Source organism: Granulicella sp. dw_53 (genome assembly GCF_018449545.1).
In the GTDB taxonomy this organism is placed as follows: domain Bacteria; phylum Acidobacteriota; class Terriglobia; order Terriglobales; family Acidobacteriaceae; genus Edaphobacter.
In genome coordinates this window covers 22792-42137 of sequence record NZ_JAAVUR010000012.1, presented here as the reverse complement: position 1 = coordinate 42137, position 19346 = coordinate 22792, and the positions used below count along the sequence as shown (strand labels likewise).

Here is a 19346-nt window from a genome sequence, read left to right as displayed (position 1 = left end):
CCAAACCCTACATCTTACCGCCTCTTGTTCCATCGTCGGCTTCATCGGGAGCAGTAGGAGTTTCTGGACTACCGATCTCTACAGGACTGCCTGAGCTAGGAACTCCGCCGCTGTTGATCAATACCATTATTCCAGAGATGGCTACTCCCGTAGGGCCGATGGTGATAAAGCCCCCCAAACCTTTGAGGCAAATCTCCGTGCCGCTCTCGATCACGAGCTTTGTGCCAGACTTGATATAGACTTCTTCACCGACATCGAGAGAATAGTTTGTTCCCACCCTCTTTCCATAACTTTGTCCTATGTCCAACGAATAATTTTGTCCGACGCGCTCGGTCAATTCTGTCCCAATATCAAGATCAGCGCTCGCCGCTATCTTTTCAATACGATTTGCCCCAATGTTGCTATGTCGATCACCAGCAATCTCATCATACTGACCGCCTTTGACGATGAGTGAGTCCTTCCCCCCAACGAATCTGCGGTGATCCACTTCGATACGATGATCCATGTCTCTTTCGGCATTGATGAAGATCTGCTCGGATCCAATCTTGTCCTCAAAGCGAAGCTCGTTCGCATTCGCAGCGGAGCCATTTTTCGACGAACGCGTTAACACCCCTGAGCGCGTATACTCCGTCGCTGGATTGTACTTGGGCTTATTCACGCCGTTGTAAAGTGAGCCAACGACGATGGGAGAATCCGGATCACCTTCGATAAAGTCGATCAAGACCTCGTCGCCGATACGCGGCCAAAAATATGTGCCCCAGCCCGAGCCAGCCCACGCTTGTACAACCCGAAGCATTGTATTGTCGACTTGGTTCGGCGGTCTGGTGCGATCCCACCAGAACTGCACACAGACACGGCCATACTTGTCTACATAAGAATCTTCCCCGGCCGGAACAACAACCTTCCCCGTGACCACTCCATGGACGCGCGGCTTTGGAGTAATTCGCATTGGACGGTAGGCAAGCGAACCAGGCTGTGCCGTGAAGATATTGCGGTATGGCCCCTCCACTCCAATGGAATCCCCGCGAAACGGTGGCTGCTGCCGGGCGCTGTGTTCCACGCTTGTTACAAGATATTTGGCGTTTAACGCAGGATCTGGGTGCCTCGTCATCTGAAAGGCGAAGCCTGCCAAGAGACGACTTACATGGGATTCACCTGTGACTTCGACCGATCCACTATCGCTCCGATCGCGTGCGACATCCTGCAGTTGGCTCTGGAATGCTTGGATCTTTCCGTCGCTGTTGTCAGTCTTCGCCCACGCGGAAGGACCATCGGCATAGTCGTACCACTCATGGTTGTTATCGCCGGTATTTGCTCTACTCGAGGATGCATGGCTACTTGCTTGGCGAGCAAATTGAGTAAATCGGTACTCCCATAGCGTGTGCTTCCCCGTGACCAAAGCGGAACGCACCGCGAACTGATACACATACATGCCCTGAAAATCCCCACCTTCCCTATCCGTCTCAGGCAAGTAATCGAAGGTACTTTTCTCCGGACATGGTGCCAGTTGCGCGGAGTCATCTGCAAGCACCAGAATATGATCATTCTGGGTGTGCGTAAAAAAGAAGAAGATGCCGTGTTGTTCTAGAAGGCGTGTAAGAAAACTATAGTCAGACTCGCGATACTGGGTGCAATAGTCTAGTGGCTGATATGTAGCCTTGGTGTTATCAACGGGTGTAATGCTATAACTACCGAGCACTACTTTCGCAATTTCAATTACGGTTTTGTTCTGAAATACACGCGTTTGCGTATTGAGCGTCAACAGCCACAAGCTTGGCACAACTTCAGCCTTGTAGACCAAGACTACCTTCTCATTAGCCTCCAGTTGCGCATCGTGACTCACCAACTCCAAACTACGTACAATTCCGTTGAAATATCGCGGAGGATCGTTGCCATGGTTGATGCCGAGGGTAATACGTTTTCCTATCAGCGACGGTGGATCTATCGGGCGCTCCGGAAGGCTAAGTAGGTCAAGGGTCAACTCAGTAAGCAAGGAAATTGCTTCGCGCCCTTTAAATCCGTTTACCAAGACAGCGTCCTTTCCTAGAGGTGTGGTAAGGAAAAGAAGACGCCCATCATGTGTAAAGTTCGCCATAATTTATCGCTACTATCTTTCTTTCTAAAGCCTTTAGTAATACTCAATAAATCCAACTAATGGACATTTGACGAGGAACTACGTCGTTGTAAGGAGCTCGGATCCACCGAACTCCGTTGCGATGGCCTCACCTGAATCCCATCTGTAACCAAATGCTCCCCCTTCGCCCACATCTACAGCGACGCTGTTGCCACCATCCCCCGTAGCCATCCGCGTCAGCAACTCGCGAGAGATCTCTGGAAGCATGGTGTTTGAAAGAATGTTGTCCACATTGCGCGCGCCGCTTTCCACTTCAGTACAGCGCCGCGCAATCTCTTCCAATACCGCGTCACTATATTGCAGAGCGAGTTTGTGGTTCTCACGCAGGCGTCGTTCTATCTTGCCGAGCTTCAAGCGAATGATCTGCTTAAGAACTTCATCGCGAATCGGCAGATACGGAACAATTTGCATACGTCCAAGAAATGCCGGCTTAAATATCTTGTTTAACTGTGGTTTGATCGCATTCACCAACGCCTCGGGAAACGGCATCGTCTCTGGATCCGCGGTTAAACTCATCATAGTGTCGGTTGCGGCATTGCTGGTGAGTATCATCACCGTATTTTTGAAATTGATGGTGCGCCCTTCACCATCCTCCATACTGCCTTTGTCGAAGACCTGGAAGAACAACTCCAGTACGTCGGGATGTGCCTTCTCCACCTCATCGAGCAACACCACGGAGTAGGGCCGGCGGCGCACTGCTTCGGTCAGCACGCCTCCCTCGCCGTAGCCCACATATCCAGGAGGCGACCCCTTCAGCGTTGAGACCGTGTGAGCTTCTTGAAACTCAGACATGTTGATCGTGATGAGATTGCGTTCCCCGCCATATAACAGATCAGAGAGTGCTAGAGCCGTCTCTGTTTTGCCTACGCCACTAGGTCCGACAAGCATGAATACACCTACCGGCTTGCCTGGGTCGTCAAGACTGGCACGCGATGTAATGATGCGTTGTGCGATGACATCCATGGCATAGTCTTGACCAATTACACGTCTGCGTAGGTGAGTGGGAAGCGCCAGCACTGTCCCGAGCTCATCCTTCACCATCTTCCCAAGTGGAATTCCAGTCCAAGCCGAGACTACTTCTCCTACCATCTGAACATTCACTGCGACTCGCATCATTGGCTTTTCCCCTTGCACTTCAGCCAGTTCTTGTTCGAGGGCTGCGAGCGCCTCGCGGGAAGGAAGGGGTGAAGCTCCATCTGTCGCCGCAGAATTTTCACTAATCGAACCCACGTTTTCGTCTGCATTTTCCAACGCCGCGTGCATAGCGCGAATTCTTCCAACCAGTTCTACCTCTCGTTCCCACTGTGCGGAACTGGCCGCGAGCTGCGCCCGTTCGTCATTCAATGCGTCCGCGATCTCGCGCAGTCGCTCCCCATGATTTGCCCCGACTGTCTCCTCGCGTCGCAGCACGCGTGCCTGCGTCTCGAGGTCCGAAATCCTGCGTTGTGCATCTTCAATGGCCCCCGGCGTAGTGTTCTGGCCGAGTGAAAGACGTGCACAAGCCGTATCAAGCACACTAACAGCCTTATCCGGCAACTGCCTGCCCACCATATACCGATGCGACAAACGAACAGCCGCCGTCACCGATTCATCGAGAATGCGTAAGCCATGATGCTTCTCAAGTGCTGGGATGAGCCCGCGCAGCATCATTGCGCACTGCAACTCTCCAGGCTCTTCGACTTTGACAATTTGAAAACGTCGCGCCAGCGCTGCATCCTTCTCAAAATATCTTTTGTACTCCGACCACGTAGTAGCCGCGATAGTGCGGAGTTCCCCGCGTGCCAGAGCAGGTTTTAGTAGATTAGCTGCATCGTTCTGTCCAGCTTGACCGCCGGCGCCGATCATCGTATGCGCCTCGTCGATGAAAAGAATTATCGGATGAGGTGAAGATTTCACTTCTTCGATCAATCCCTTAAGCCTGTTTTCAAACTCACCCTTTACGCTTGCCCCAGCCTGCAGCAATGCGAGGTCCAGCGAATGAAGCTGTACATTGCGCAAAGGTGGTGGAACATCACCAGCAGCAATACGCAAGGCAAAACCTTCTACCACTGCGGTCTTGCCCACGCCGGCTTCTCCTGTGAGGATCGGATTATTTTGGCGGCGGCGCATGAGGATGTCGATCACCTGTCGAATCTCAACATCCCTCCCAAGTACGGAGTCGATCTTTCCCGCAGCGGCATTCGCTGTCATATTCACGGTGTACTGGTCGAGATGCGGAGTGCGAGGTTGCGCGCCCTCTGCATCCCTTCCAGACGTACGCGCGAAACCACCTGGGTCCACCGGCGAGGCACCCAGAGTCACCAACTCTTCGCGAGATGCGTCTACAATGTCAAAGAAATCTCGTCTCAAAGCTTCAAGTGAGATACGCTGCAACTCTTTACTGATCTCGCGAGTTGTTCGAGCGAGTTCGTCACTCGTAAATAGCGCCAATAGAGTAAAGCCTGAACGGATCTGTCCCGCCTCATAATCGAGCGTTGCGAGCGTCCATGCTTCAGTGAACATGTGTAATAACTGCGGGCTGAATGTGGGTGATCGAGCATTGCCAGTCTTGAGTTTGTCAAGCGAACGTTCGAGTTCGCGGGTCAGGCGCACGCGGTCCACACCATACTGTTTCAATATCAGAGCAATATCGGTGTCCGTACCATCGAGCATCTTCAGCAAATAGTGCTCGATCTCGATGTCATAGTGCGTACGCGCAACGCACAACCCCGCAGCCCCCTCCATGGCGCTCCGGCATGTGTCGTTCAGTTTCCCAATCAGCGATTTCAAGTTCAAGTTCGGCTCCTCTCTTGCCCATGGTTATGGGCAACCATCAATCAGTGCAGGCGATACACAGCGTCTTCTGCATCCTGCAGAAACGGTTTATTCTTCAACCAGCTTTCGAACCCGAGCCTGCCCATTCCCTCTTGCTCCGATGTAAGCAACATTCCTGGGACCTCATCACGGGCAAGCACCAAACGCACCGCAAAATCAAATTCGCCATGCCCGAAGAGCCTCAACCACGCCTCGAGTTGCTTAGCTGCCGCGCCTCCGGGAAGAAAATCTTGATATTTCTTAAGTGACATAGGCCCCAACCGAACTGTCACCGTGCCATGCTGGTCCCACACCGCGTCGCCGACAATCGTTCCAATGCCCAGACACTCCGACTGCAGGCCAGTATCGTAGAGATACGTCATATCCTCTTCGGGCAAGAAATTCCAGCTCCCGGTAAACTCTTCGATACGTACAGGCACCTCGAAGAAGTCATTCAATAACTGCTTCAGAGATTGCGCGGTCGGTACGTTACGTCCCAACAAGCCCGCATAGTAAAGCATCGCTTCATCGGGCACTGCAGTACGGTACAGCAATTCAGCCGTCCCAAAACCAAGCAGACTCTGAAGGCTCGTCGTGATCTGGTCTTCACTATCCCGCCCCCGTGACTTGTCCAGTTCGTATCCGATAAAAAAACGATACTTCTTCCAACTGCGGTAGAACAGTGCAACAAAGCGATGATTGAAGAGGTCAAAGAAGTCGCCCGGCGCGTGGTCTTTTGCACGTATCCGGTCTAAAAGATGTTCCGCATACGGATGAGGTAAAGGCCCATTGATGGTGGTCAGGCCCAGGAAGTTGACCTCCATACGAATGGGTTGCGCATCGGCCTCATGGAAACTGTGCACCTCGCTTGCAGGAAAGGTAAGCGAGGTGCGCGACGAAAAACGAACTACTTCACTTTGAGGAGAAACAAAGTAGCCTACCGGCATCCGCTCGGGAAACAACCGTTCGAGCATCCGCACAGCCTGGAAGAAGTGGACAGAGAACGGCTCCTCGCGCAGCATACGAAGGAGCCCATCGTTATTCTGTACACTTTGGTTCTCTACAGCAGCACTCGACTGCCCGCTCGCGGCATCCATGTCCCTAGTCCCTCCTTTCTCAGGTTGCTTTCTGCCCGCAGTTGGCAAAAACTGTTCATCGAAACATAAGAACCGAGAAATCTCTCAAGCACGCTTGCAAACAAGTACGCCCCGCCGTTAGCAAACTGTCTCTCATCGAGTTCTATCTCAACCCGTACACCGCGCGCTGGAGTATTGCCATAGTCCGCGCGCATGATGGCAAAGTGTCGCTTGCTGCGCATTGCAACAACTCCTGCCACCTGGGACTCAACCTGGGGAGACTGAGAGAAGTTATGAATACGGAGAATTTCTTGCAGCGCACCCAGACCTTCTTCACCAAGAGAAAGATAGTTGAGTGATAACTGCGAGATAAGCCGCCAGAGCTGTCCCTTTCCAGCGGGTGGATCGAGAGAGCCTGTGGGTCGATGTAGCGCGCGAATCCGCTGCACTCCAGCAAAATTTACCGCCTCGAAATCACCCTCGATAGCTCCAAAACTTAGTCGCGACGGCAAGTCGTGGTTGGAACAGGTACAGTGCACTGTTAGTACTTCTGCTGCCGGCTCAGTCAATAGACCATTGACATCGACAAGCGAAAGAAAGACAGAAGACGGCTCTCGCTCTTCAAACGATGTATAGCGTCGGTTCGCATGCCAGAAGATACCCTGCTCCATGGCAAGCGTGTTGTAGCGATAGGCATAGAGTGGAGCAAGCAATGTGGTCTGACGTTTACTCGGACTGGTTGCAAGTACATCGTCAATCGAGAAGATTTCCATCATGCGGGTATAGCGTGCATCGGCAGTAACACGATACTCATGCTGTGTCTGTGTCAGAAGAACGGGTTCAGCGGCCTGCGAAAACAAATTGATAGCAGGTGTGCAGCCAAGACGAAGCGTCTCTGTCGAGACACCGACTTCCAAGACCTGCTGGCGCTCTGGTCTGTCGAATCGGCCAAAGTGAAATAAAAGCTCGATCTCATCACCCGAGAATGCAGACATAGCCTCCAATCCGGTGATATCGAAGAACAGAAACTTCTGCGGAAATGCAAAATACTCCTGCAGCAATCGGTAACCGTCAAAAGAACGTCGCGGATACGGTAGAAGGCATTCGTCTTCCTCAAACCCTACAGGCTTGAGCATCGAGGGAGAGATAGAGATGACCCGCCCATCAACTACGCGAGGGTCACGCAATGAGATTGAGATACACTTGCTCGCCAACAATTCATACAACGTGAAGACTAAGTTGCTATCGCCTGCGAGGTAGAACCGTAGTGAAGAGATGCCGAGCGTTCCAGGTTTTACGTCTTTACCCCCGCGAATCACCATACGCAAAGCCGCCGCAGCTCCCGCAACTCTTACGGGGCGAGGCAGCTGTTCAGGAGTGCGCCAGACACACTCCGCCACTGTGATTGGCCATAGCTCAACGGGGTACGTGGTACGGAAACGGCAGGTCATACCGTCTATGGTTCGTCGTGTATTAAGTGCTGTGCCCGTCGGCAGTGTAAATGCGGCTCCCTGCTTTCCCGCGCTCTCGGATTCGACCTGGCACTCCACCACGGTCATCGCCGGGATAGGACGTAGATAGTGCGGATAAATCAGATTAAGGAGAGAAGAGGTAAGCTCCGGCAGATCGTCATCCAGCCGCAAGTGCAGCCGTGCCGCGAGAAAAGCAAATGACTCAATCAAACGCTCGACATGAGGGTCTTCGCATCGATCAGGTTCGAGCAGTAGCCTGCTCGCCACGCGCGGATACTTACGGCCAAACTCCGCACCCATATCGCGAAGGAAGGTAAGTTCTCGTTCGTAGGAGTCGAGCAGTTCGGGACGCATATCTTCAATCCACCTGATACTCGCCGGTGGCGAGGTCTAGCACTGTATCGAACACGATCTCTTCTGGCAGAGGCTTCATCTGCATAAGCGCTCCGATGTGGAACCGCAACTTCTTCCGCTCTAAGTCACCTTCCTGAAGACGCACCTCCACCTGCCTCAGCCTCGGCTCGGAGTGTTCTACCATCTCTGCGATTCTTTGCTGGAGGCGTTGCTGATCATTGCTGGAAGCAAGGCTCAACGAACCAAGATCAAGCAGCCCATAGTAGAGGACTGTATGCCGCGCCAGTGGGTAACCTTCGATGCCCGCTACGGGCGGTCGGCGCGTATTGAGCAGCCATTCGAGATTGCGTTTGATACTATCCCGCAGGAAACGAATGGACTGTATGCGCGTCACCGGCCAGTCTTCAACCGTGCTCAGCCGGTCAAGTATCGATTGTGCCACCAACAGTTCAGGTGCTCTTGCCATGGCTCATATCCTTCCTCAGCTCGCTATAGGTGGTGCAATGGAGAGAGCTACACTTGGATCGATCGCACATAAACGTTCGAAGATGTGCTGCGTGTCGAGCCTGCCGATAGGAGCACACTGCAGAAGCAGCAAATAAGGCCGTGCAGCCGTCCCAAGGGGTTCCCAACTTTCAAGCTTTCGCTCCTCTACTTCACGAACAAGGCTTTGCAGCACAGGCACAGCAACAGCGAAGTTCTCACTCTGGACACACAACTCAGCTATTTGAAGATTCCGGCCATATCGTAGACGTCCGACCGGTTGATGTGCGGCATCACGCGCTAACAGATGGATAGCAGTCTGTATCTCCCCTTTGGCTGTAAGAGTCTGAGCAGTGACAAATAAGTCTTCCTCTCCCGCAGTCTCGGAAGCTTCGACCTCAACTCCTGATGCGAGATCAAATACGGGCAAGGTAACAGGAGTCATTACTGCCTGATCATGATCCTGAGCCGTCCCTACAACGGGAGAAGGAGCAATCTCTTCGGTAATCCAACGCACAGTCTCCGCATTTGCAACCGGGGTGTCATCATTCAACATCCAGCCCGGAAAGTTTGGCTCATCGTGAAGCAGTTGCTGCACAACACCTGCTATGGATCGCTGCTGCAACTCCCAACCTAGCTCACGGCAACTAGTCCAAAGATAACGATAGAGGTCAAGCCACCCGCGGCCCCATGGAGAACCAAGCGCTTCTAGGGCTTGCCGGTGAACTTCCATCGAATCTCCTGAGCCGGCTGCACTTTTGAGTGACTGCCTGAGTTTCGTGGGAGGTGCGACAAGATCCTCGTGTTGAGAACTTGCGATAACTACACGCAACTCAGCGAGGCGCATTGAACTTCGCAGTAGAAACGGCAAAGGACTATCCGGCTCTTGAGTGTACATATAGGCCACGGCCGTCTCGATGCGACTCAAAGCATCACTCCAACTTTCAGGTGTCGCGGTCTGGCCGCCGCCTTTAGTCGATCGCTGTTTTGAGTCTGCCCTGGAGCGTACGATCGGAGACTCCTCACCCCTTTCCTCTTGGGTTGAGGTCGACTCCCATGCAACATAACCTTCTTCCTCGTCAGTTGCGGCACCTTCACTTACAACATCGTCGTCCGGCGTATTTTCATCGGAGCCCGGTTCCAACTGGCGTTTGTCTCGTAGCAGCGATCTGACAAGGTTCTGAACCTCCTCGATAGCGTCCCGCAGAGCGCGAAAAGAAGGTCCATCCTCTCCGTAATGCTCTTCACAATAGACATTCAACTCACGTTGTGCTTCCTCAGCTAAGGACAACGATGCTTCGAGTTCTACATAGAATGACTTGGGTGTTGCTGCAATCGCCTCGTCTAGCGCCTCGCTCGTCAACTTTCCACTCGAGATGGCTTGCTCCCGAAGCTCACGCTGCTGTTCGTTGTCGTTCGCATCTTCTTCCCTGCCGACAACGCGAGCCGCTTTATACTCATAAAAACTAATGGACTGTCTTGTGAGCCCTGCGGCATAAACAAGTGTTGCATATCGATTTGCGGCCCACTGAAGAGGAACTACGCGCAGCCCTAAGTCGCCTTCATCAATCTCTGGATATAAAACTTCCCAAAAATTCTGCTGTAGCTCGAGACAAAATTTCAACACTGGCGCAAGTTGAGAAATACCTTCCAACTTGATGAGTGCTTCCCCAAGCCAGGCCGCGAGTTGGAGATCTTTACTTTTAGTAGCCAAAGCGTCGCTAGCTAACTTCGCGACTAGTTTAAAGTCGGCGCGTTTGGCCTGCCGCTCCCAGGCACCAGCAGGAAGCGACTCGTCTTCTTCGGTGCGGGCCTCCTTGATTTGATCGTAGACCCGGTCATACCGAAGGCTCGAACCTGCCGGATTATCTCCTACGAGAGGTGCCAGCAAATCCTCACGCAGCGGCACTATTGATCCCCTCCAACGGAAGACACCCCATGCGTGAACCTGAGATCACGCACCGAAAGAAGGGGGTATTCTTCACCGTCAACAAGAAGACACTTCTGTCCAAGAGGAAATTCGCCCCCTTTATCCGAAGTCTGCCAAATTGTTGCGCGACCCAGTCGTACCTGATCATCGGTTGATGTTGAACTACCTGGAGCAAGTGTAGGAATCAATACTTCACCCAGATCCTGAAGACGAAAATCTGCTGTTGTAGTAAGCATGGCAGAAGCCCAAAATAGATCGCGGAGCCGCTTAGGAGGAGCAATCTCAATCCGATCGATATATCGAAAAGGGACCAACGTATAACTGCCCGCGATAAAGACCTCCAGGTTCGCTCCAAATCGCGGGTCTTCATCCTCTATAGAGGAAAATACACTCCCATTCAATGAGCCCAAAAACGAACCTTCTTCCTGATCTCTCTCGGGAAGTTGATTATTCCGTAAGAGATCCTCCCGAGTTCGTTGGGCATGGAGCGCGGCCCGATAAAGCATTGCACCTGCAAAGGCATCTTTATTCGCATCTGCAAGGACATTGAGCTGCTTTTCGGCACGGTCATATGCGCCAGCGAAACAAAGAAGCTCAAAGAGAAAGGTGCGGCGCCCGGCATCATCCGGCCTCATACGCAACTCAGTGTCCAGTGCTTTAATGGCTGCATCCAGCTCTCCTGCCTTATAAAAGGCGAATGCATCCATGGTTGCCATATCTAATCCTGTTTTTGCTTTGCAATCGTATATGTAATGGGCTCAGTCTGAACGAGATTATTACCTTGCTGCTTCCAGAACTGAAATTTGATCGTCGAGAAGTACATCTGGAATGGATTTATGTTGAGCTTTCCCGGATCGCCCATACTGGGATTTACTTGCGTGAGATAAATTCCTGTAAAGCTAAGCTGAACAAAAAGCTTAGGGCCCCCTCCGATAGTCTTCAGCCCAGATACAACGGCAGTAGTATATGGATTTCCATTGATGATGCCTTTGACTAACTGCGGGCCGCCAGAATCCCCTTGCATGGTGAGACTGGCAGGGGTGAACACAGGTTTCCCTGCAGCCGTTCCAGGTTGATTGGCCGTAGACATAACTGATAACGAAAAACTCGTCAATGTAATCTGCTTTGTAAAACCTTGGACGTCGGAGTCGCCTTGGACCCCAGCAAGATTAAGAAACCAATTAGTAACAATTTCTGACATGACTTCTCCTTGGTGGCCTCCTTGAGAAGAGGCATTCTCCAATAAGGATTCGCGATTAACTTCGTCGCGCATCTCTTTCTGCTCGACAACGTAACATCAATGCCCGTTCTATCCAATAGAACTATGGGGCGATGCGCTTCCACCTATAGCACTCACCTAAGAAACTTTCTGCGCTAGAAGATCATAATGAACGGGTCCTGTTGAGGAGAGATACCCATTCTTTTCTTCAAAGTACTCAAATCCGATTTGTTGAAAATTGAATGTACAAGAATCAACATTTAGTCCTTGGTCACCCATACTAAAAGAGAGGCCAGTCAAATATGCGTTTGTATAAGTAAACTGAACAAATGGGGCAGGGCCCTTTCCAATTGTCTTGAGTCCCGACACAAGGATAGATGGGATAAGTTGGCCATTCACAATCGTTTTGAAGAGCAGGGGTGCAGCTGAGTCTCCGACCATGTGCGCAAATGCATTCTGGAAGACTGGCTGTGCGGGGGCTGAGCCGGCTGAAGCTTCGGCCGAAATGGGTTGATCGAACGCATCTAATGCTACTTGCTTTTCATAACCTTGCGTGATGGCATCCCCTTGAATGCCATCCGCTTTCATATACCAATTAGTGTTCGTTGCCATAAATCTTCCTTATCTTTAATTAATTTGGTTCAAAATATTAAGTGAAAGTGTTGTGATCGTGCCTAACTTCGCGCCGACTCGGGGAGATCCGCAACAAGGCGAAGCGATATAGTCAGCTCATCCAACTGAAAATGCGGCTTAAGAAAGGCGACAGCGCGATAGGCACCAGCTTTGCCTGGGACTTCCGAAACTTGAATGGAAGCCTCGCGTAACGGCAAACTGGCTTTGGCTGCCTGAGATGCATTGTCGCTCGCAAGTACATAGTGGGAAACCCACTGGTTCAAGAACCTCTCGCATTCTTCACGCGACATAAAGCTGCCAAGCTTATCGCGCATAATCGCCTTGAGGTAATGTGCAAACCGCGACATAGCGAAGATGTAGGGGAGTTGTGCAGAGAGGCGCGCGTTAGCATTCGCTGCGTCTTTGTCGTAGAGCTTGGGCTTATTGCCCGACTGCACACTAAAGAACGCGGCATAGTCCGTACCCTTACAATGCACCAGAGGAATCAACCCTTGATCGGCAAGCTCCTTCTCACGACGGTCCGTAACCGCAATCTCCGTGGGGCACTTCAACGCGACGTCGCCTTCGTCAGTGCGGAACGTATGCGCGGGAAGCCCTTCCACCAACCCACCGCCCTCAACGCCGCGAATCGCAGCACACCAGCCATACTTTGCAAACGCGCTGGTCAAGCGAGCTCCCAAGGCGTAGGCGGCATTACCCCATAGATACTTTGAGTGGTCCGTACCATCTACTGCTTCTTCATAGTCGAATTCATCAACCGTCTTGGTCTCCTTACCGTACGGGAGACGCATGAGAATATGAGGAAGCGCCAGCCCTACATAGCGCGAGTCATCCGATTGACGGAAGCTCTTCCACTTAGCGTACTCAGTAGTGTCAAATATCTTTCCGATATCGCGAGGATTCCCAAGCTGGGTGAAATCTTCAAGGTTGAGCAATCCAGCAGAAGCCGCGGACAGAAAAGGCGCATGCGCAGCGGACGAAACCTGTGCAACTCGCTCCAGCAATTCGATATCTTCAGCCCCTCGCCCAAACTCATAGTCCCCTATAAGCGCAGCAAACGGCGCACCACCGAAGACCCCAAACTCCTCCTCATAGACCTTCTTGAACAGAGCGCTCTGATCGAACTCCGAGGCACGCTGAAGATCTCTAAGTAGATCCTTCTTCGAGACATTGAGCACCTTGATCTTGAGCATGTCATTCGTTTCGCTCTGATCCATCAGGTATTTAATGCCACGCCACGTTCCTTCCAGTTTCTGAAAAGAAGGATGATGAAGTACCTCATTGAGCTGAAGCGAGAGGAGCCGGTCAATCTGGGCGATACGCGCCTGAATCGTAGCTTCGGCATCTCGACTGATAGTCATGTGGCCTTCAAGCACTTGCGCCACGAATTCTTTGATCATGTCGCGGCCGCGCTCCTGACTCGCCGGATCCTTGCTAAAGCGGCCCTGGGCAACGATCTGATCGAGCAGGGATACTTCCTGCGCTGATACCTCAGGCGCTTCAACATTCACAGTGGAGCTAGCTCCCGTCTCTACAGTTGCCTGCTTAGTTGAACTCACTCGGTACCTCCCTTAGCATCGACCTCTTTGCGCAATTTTTCACGTATCTCGGTATTGGAAACAACATCCAGCAGCATCTCATCGAGCTTGTCATTACCCTGAAGACTTCCACGCAAATCCGAAAGCCGTTTACGCAGCTCTAACAGTTCGCGCAAAGGCCCAATCTGTTTCGCAACATTTTCCGGAGAAAAGTCGTCGAAAGATTCAAAGGTGAGATCCACCTTGAGTTGCGCTCCGTCGCCAGTATCACCCAGTTTATTCGCGACCGAGTAAGCCAAATGTGGCTCCAACCCCTTAAGAACCATGTCAAAGTTATCGGGATTGATCTCGACAAACTTTCGCTCCTTGAGCGCAGCAAGCGGCGTCTTTGGTTGCCCAGTCAGATCTCCGAGTACTCCCATGACGAATGGAAGCTCCTTTAATTCAATCGCATCGCCAACTTCAACATCGTAGGTAATCTGAACACGCGGCGAGCGAACGCGATCCAGTTTATGTTGAGTACTCTCTCTTGCCATAAACACCTCATCAAAATGAACTATTGGGCAATGCAATTACATTTTTTGAAATTGGGTGAAAATTAGGACTGCGATTTATAGAATCTTCCTTCGCACACTAACTGCCCGATCTCTACCCTGATTTCTCTGCCGTAGATCTGTTGGTAGATAAATCCATATGGTCGCGATTTATTCCCACAGGTATCACTTAATTCTTCCTCCCGAACTCTTTTGGAGTTAGACAACTCGACGAGGCACATGTCACGAACCTATTTGAGATTTATGATCAAAAGTGAATGGTATTTAGTTGACGCTCGTTTCATGAGATCACCGCCGTGTCGTATACAAATACCGCGCAGATTGTAATGCTCATTCCTTGACCACTACAGTGGTCAAGTTTTAAAAATGCGCAAGGAGCGCTCGTGATGTCTAAATTGCTTCCTGTAGTGTGGACGAAGGGCGTCTTTCTATCACCCCAGCACCTTCAGGCACAAGATCGCTTCTTTCAAGAACTACTGGCATTTCGGCTCGGCGGGCTCACCTTTTGTGGCTGGGGTTTCACAGAGCTCTCCATCGACGGCAGCGGCATCGCAAGCGGCATTTTAGCGATTACTTCCTGCAGCGGTCTTTTTCCTGATCACCTTGCGTTCGATACAGCGCAGGGTAGCCCTCTACCCCGAGCGCGATCTCTTGAAGAGTGCCTTCCGGAAGGGAAAAAGCAGTGTGCGTTCTTTCTAGCCGTACCACAACATCGTGAAGGCGGCTTGAATATCGGCTCGGAACGCGGAGGCCTGAGCACGCGCTTCTTCTCTGAGTTGCAATTGTTCAAAGATGAAACGGGGCAGGCCTCCGGCGAACGTCCTGTAGCACTTGCTCGCAACAATCTCACGATTCTGGCCGAAGGTGAAACGATGGAAGGCTCCGTACTTTTGCCGCTTGCGCTTGTGGAGCGATCCGAAGCAGGGCTTTATCAGCTAAGTTCTACATTCGTCCCACCGTTGCTCGACATCGCCTGCAGTAGTTACCTCCTCGACATTCTAAGAGGCATCGTAGAACTGCTCGTCGCACGCAGCAACCAACTCGCAGGAGCACGCCGGCAACGCAACGAAAGTCTGGCTGATTTCAGCGCATCCGACATCGCAAATTTCTGGCTCTTATACACCCTCAATACGGAATTGCCCGGACTGCGTCATCTGCTAGGACACACTAGAGTACATCCCGAAACGTTGTTTACAGCCATGCTTCGACTTGCTGGGTCTCTCACCACCTTTTCCAGCCAAATCGAGGCGCGCGACCTGCCACGTTATGACCACGAAAACCTTGGCACCTGCTTCTCTTTATTGGATTCACTATTACGCGATTTACTTAACACGGTTGTACCCAACAACTTCATAGCCGTCCCCCTAAAGACGATACATCCGACGGTATACGCCGCTGCAATTGATAAGGACGAGTATCTTCGCACGGCACGTTTTTACCTTGCGGTATCCTCCACGATAGGACGCGGTGAATTGATCACGCGCTTTCCCCTACTCGCGAAGGTCGGTTCAAGCACTCAGATTGAAGACTTGATTCGCCAGGCGCTTTCTGGTCTTCGCCTCGTCCATGTGCCCGTTCCACCTCGCGCCATTCCGGTACATCTCGACTACCAATATTTTTCAATCGAAGCGAGCGGATTGATTTGGGAGTCAGTCGTACGCGCACGCAACCTCGCCGTCTACGCTCCAGGCGAACTCGGCGATCCCAGAATGGAGCTAATCATACTTCCGCAATAAAGCATTCAAACCAATACTTTGGCAGAGTCGATGTTGCTGACGCCGACCATAAACCTAGCGAAATAAGAGTTAATGACTGTGACGCAAAAGCAATAATGAAGCTAAGATGACTAGCAACGCCAGCAACACTCCATTGATAATGAGCAACCACGGCGTAAGCTTCTCTAGTTTGGTACGAGCTGAAACTATAGGCGGAACAACCGAAGGAAGGTGTGGCACGGTCGCAGCCGGGACAACGGGCAATGCCGCCGCAACATGATTAGGTTGAGGCGCTGGTTGAGACACAGGGACCGGCAGAGGGGTATCGCTTGCTCGTACTGCGCTGCTTTGTATGATCCGCGTGAACTCACTTGGTCCTGCCGATGGAATATTACTAACTCCGGAGCTTCTTTCGGTAACAGGAGACTGGGAGGATGGCGCTGCTGCAGACGCAGATCTGTTCTCAGACGATTCCTGAAGGCTTCGGAGTAACTGAGTGAACTCCCCCGGACGCGGTACATCGACTGGAGAAGATTCACTCGGAGGCTTTGTGCCAGAGAAGTTGGGGAAGGCAATTCTTTCGTCCGAACCTTGGGTAGGCGGTTGAGAACGGTACGGACTCGCCGGTGAAAACGGTGCCTTAACAGGCGCATCCCTGGCCTCTACAGGCCTCTCACTTCCAAGTGCCTTGAGTAATTCAGTAAACCCTCCCCCCGCGGGTTGACTAAACGCCGAACCAGCAGGGGATGTGTCATTAGAAGATTCGCCAACATCAAAAGGGGACGGCGTAGCCCGCACCTCGTGCATCTCGACCGAACCGTGAGAAAACTTAGCGGACGACTCTGCGGCTGCAAACGGGGAAGTCGGAGGAGCAGCCTGTGTGCGCTTTGCTTCCGCAGAGAAGGAAGCCCCAGACGAATCTACCCGCGATCGATCACCTTCGCTCTCCATCGGTTTAGTTAGGTCCGATGTCTCGTAACCAGAAGGGCCCAGTCTCTCTGAACGAAGTTGAGATACAGCAGAAGATGATGATTGAGAAGAGTCCGCCCACGCAGAAGCAGAAGATGCCGTTCTATCTGAGATAGATGCGCCAGTAGGTTCAAGAGTCTGAAAAAATTGAGTAAAGTCCCCGGCCTTTACCGGAGATGTAGTTGATGAGTTCGAAACTTGCTTTTCATCAAGAAAGGCCGGCGGCAGAGTTCGTGGTGGAGGTAACTTCGTGAAGATACGGGTGAAGTCTCCAGGACCTTCGTTGCGAGGTTCCTGCTTCGAAGGAGGAGTCTCGAAGGAAGCCGGAGTCGAAACACTACCGTTATTAGTTTCAGGTTCCAAGGATGTTCGAGAGTCTTTCGCAGAAGCTCCCTCTATCCGGGAGAAGAGCTGGGTTATGCTTCCTTCTGCCGCCGGCGGTGCGTTTTGGATATCAAGCTGCTCCAATAACTGTTCGAAAGAGGCCTTCCCTCCCTCAGAGCTCGCGTTCTCGGAAAAACGTGTCTCATTCCGTTCGAGATCGAGTTTGGCATTTTTCTCACGCTCACCCATACTCATCAGCCCCCTTAGTTCATCCCCAGGAAAACTTGCCATCTGAAGATACCTATAACTACAACTACGTACGATCCGCGCGTAATGCTGCCGCACGTTAGGTATCAGTTTGCCACAAAATGGAATGGACGTAATTCCCGACAGTTCGCGCATGCATTTATAAGCCGCACCAAAAAGGGTAAAGTAGGTTTTGTATGAAGCGAAAGATAGCAAACCGAATTGGTATTACATTCAGTTTCACCTCATCAACTCCACATACGAGAAGAGATAGGAGCGCTATCTAAATGAAGTCTCTTTCCAAAGTGGTTTGGTCTGAGGGTATGTACATCAGCCCTCAACACTTCCAAGCGCAAAGCCGCTTCTACGAAGACACCATCGATTTCGTCACGCGCAGTCTGTGGGCTGAACCGTGGGGCTTACTTCACGCTCGCCTCGACGGCGATGCTCTGCGGAACGGCCGTGTTGTACTGCTTGAAGCCTCCGGTATCTTCGAGGATGGTCTCGCATTTGAAAGTAACGGCAGAACGCCAGTCGCGCCGCCGCGTAACGCCGATGAGCTGTTGCTCCCCACGGAGGCCTCTATCCTCTTGCACCTGGCGGTACCAGGCATAAGAGCATCCGGTCAGGTATACGGCTCACTCGACGCAACGAAGGAAGAGCGGAATGAAGATGCGATCAGGTTTCGCACAATAGCAAGAACTTTGCGCGACAATACAAATGGCATCGACGAACGTGAAGTAATTCTTGGCGAGGGAAATCTCACCTTGCTCACCGAACGTGAAATCACTCCACAGATGTCGACGATTCCATTCGCTCGTCTGCTCCGCGACGGCAATGGCGGATTACTATACGATCCCGAATACATCGCCCCTACACTGCGCATGGCCGCTAGCCCACCGTTGATGCTGATCGGCAAGCGTTTGATTGAAAGCCTCGCCGAAAAGTCTGGCCCTCTATCACGCTCCATGCAGCGGCGTGGCCGTTTTGAAGCCGGAACCGCCCCCCTTGATGTAGCCACATACTGGTTCCTCCACGCGCTATCAACTGCTGCGCCGGTATTGCGTCATCTGTACACAACACGTCATGCGCACCCCGAACAGCTTTATCTGGAACTATCACGATTGGCAGGTGCGCTATCCACCTTCGCGACCCAAACATCACTCGATGAGCTGCCCGCCTATAACCATCGCGATCCTGGACCAGCTTTTCGAGCTCTCGATGCATATATCAAAAAGCACCTCGAACTCATAGTGCCGACAAACACTGTAACTCTGACCTTCACCTCAGACAAACCATACTTTTACGAAGCCGACGTCTTGGATGAGCGATGCCTCCGGCGTGCGCGATGGGTGCTCGGAATTCGGGCCAATCTTGGGGAAGCGGATCTCATGGCCAGTGTGCCTCGACTTATCAAAGTTTGTTCCGCACGTTTTGTACCCGAGTTGGTGCGGCGCGCGCTCCCTGGGCTTGCGTTATTGCATATTCCCACGCCTCCCGCCGCCATTCGTGCTGAGGCCGACAAGCAATATTTTTCCATTGATCTGTCCGGACCTTGCTGGGACCATATTCTGCAAACTCGACGCGTCGGAATATACATTCCTGGTGAGATTGCTGAACCGGACTTCGATCTCACGGTGATAGTCGAACCCACACCCTGACTAAATTCTCTTCTGGCTAAAAAAGAGAAGAGTTGAAGACTCTCGCTAGAGGGAGATCTTCGTTCTCCCTCGCTGAAGTTAGCAATCTTGCCTCCTTCATATTTTCCCGGGAATAGAATGCCGGCCGAAGTGTTTTACCAATGCAGGGGATCTGATTGAGACAAAGATAAAAAATCAGTGAGCCTCATTCGCGTATAGCGACCTATCTTTCATCAGAAGTACTTAAAAAAATAATGCTTTCTGCG

Annotated in this window: 13 protein-coding genes; 2 read left to right on the top strand and 11 right to left on the bottom strand. The window is 51.9% G+C overall.

The genetic code is table 11. The features are described from left to right. Positions 1-7 precede the first annotated feature (7 nt). From tssI to tssB, 11 genes are all read right to left on the bottom strand, one after another. Positions 8-2095, bottom strand: a complete 2088-nt coding sequence (tssI, locus tag HB393_RS17815) for a type VI secretion system tip protein TssI/VgrG (RefSeq protein WP_213806550.1) — start codon at positions 2093-2095, stop codon at positions 8-10. A gap of 78 nt (positions 2096-2173) precedes the next feature. After that, positions 2174-4909 (bottom strand): type VI secretion system ATPase TssH, encoded by a 2736-nt coding sequence (tssH, locus tag HB393_RS17810; RefSeq protein ID WP_213806549.1) that lies wholly within the window; start codon positions 4907-4909, stop codon positions 2174-2176. 41 nt (positions 4910-4950) lie between these two features. After that, positions 4951-6024, bottom strand: coding sequence for a type VI secretion system baseplate subunit TssG (tssG, locus tag HB393_RS17805; RefSeq protein WP_213806548.1), 1074 nt, complete (start codon positions 6022-6024; stop codon positions 4951-4953). Next, on the bottom strand, positions 5988-7829 hold the full coding sequence (gene tssF / locus HB393_RS17800; RefSeq protein WP_213806547.1) for a type VI secretion system baseplate subunit TssF: 1842 nt from the start codon (positions 7827-7829) through the stop codon (positions 5988-5990). Before tssF ends, tssG begins: the two co-directional genes overlap by 37 nt. 4 nt (positions 7830-7833) lie before the next feature. After that, a complete protein-coding gene (tssE, locus tag HB393_RS17795) occupies positions 7834-8295 on the bottom strand; it encodes a type VI secretion system baseplate subunit TssE (protein ID WP_213806546.1) in 462 nt (153 codons plus the stop codon). Between the two features lie 15 nt (positions 8296-8310). Next, the gene (gene tssA / locus HB393_RS17790) at positions 8311-10221 is read right to left on the bottom strand and encodes a type VI secretion system protein TssA (RefSeq protein WP_213806545.1); all 1911 of its coding nucleotides are present in this window, start codon (positions 10219-10221) and stop codon (positions 8311-8313) included. Then, positions 10221-10958: a type VI secretion system accessory protein TagJ gene (locus HB393_RS17785; protein WP_255551291.1), complete on the bottom strand. Its 738-nt coding sequence runs from the start codon at positions 10956-10958 to the stop codon at positions 10221-10223. The genes tssA and HB393_RS17785 overlap by 1 nt, the downstream gene beginning before the upstream one ends. Positions 10959-10960: 2 nt before the next feature. Beyond that, the gene (locus tag HB393_RS17780) at positions 10961-11515 is read right to left on the bottom strand and encodes a type VI secretion system tube protein Hcp (protein ID WP_213806544.1); all 555 of its coding nucleotides are present in this window, start codon (positions 11513-11515) and stop codon (positions 10961-10963) included. Positions 11516-11599: 84 nt separating this feature from the next. Next, entirely contained in the window at positions 11600-12073 is a 474-nt protein-coding gene (locus HB393_RS17775; RefSeq protein ID WP_213806543.1) for a type VI secretion system tube protein Hcp, read from the bottom strand. A 62-nt stretch (positions 12074-12135) separates the two neighbouring features. Continuing rightward, positions 12136-13653 carry a type VI secretion system contractile sheath large subunit gene (tssC, locus tag HB393_RS17770; RefSeq protein ID WP_345945281.1) on the bottom strand — a complete coding sequence of 506 codons (1518 nt, stop codon included), beginning with the start codon at positions 13651-13653 and terminating at the stop codon, positions 12136-12138. Further along, complete coding sequence (gene tssB / locus HB393_RS17765; RefSeq protein WP_213806542.1) at positions 13650-14168, bottom strand: type VI secretion system contractile sheath small subunit; 519 nt, start codon at positions 14166-14168, stop codon at positions 13650-13652. The genes tssC and tssB overlap by 4 nt, the downstream gene beginning before the upstream one ends. A 404-nt stretch (positions 14169-14572) precedes the next feature. Between tssB and tssK (HB393_RS17760) the strand changes: the two genes are divergently transcribed. Both tssK (HB393_RS17760) and tssK (HB393_RS17755) read left to right on the top strand, forming a co-directional pair. Then, the gene (tssK, locus tag HB393_RS17760; protein WP_213806541.1) at positions 14573-15922 is read left to right on the top strand and encodes a type VI secretion system baseplate subunit TssK; all 1350 of its coding nucleotides are present in this window, start codon (positions 14573-14575) and stop codon (positions 15920-15922) included. Between the two features lie 1805 nt (positions 15923-17727). Beyond that, entirely contained in the window at positions 17728-19101 is a 1374-nt protein-coding gene (gene tssK, locus HB393_RS17755; RefSeq protein WP_213806540.1) for a type VI secretion system baseplate subunit TssK, read from the top strand. Positions 19102-19346 lie beyond the last annotated feature (245 nt).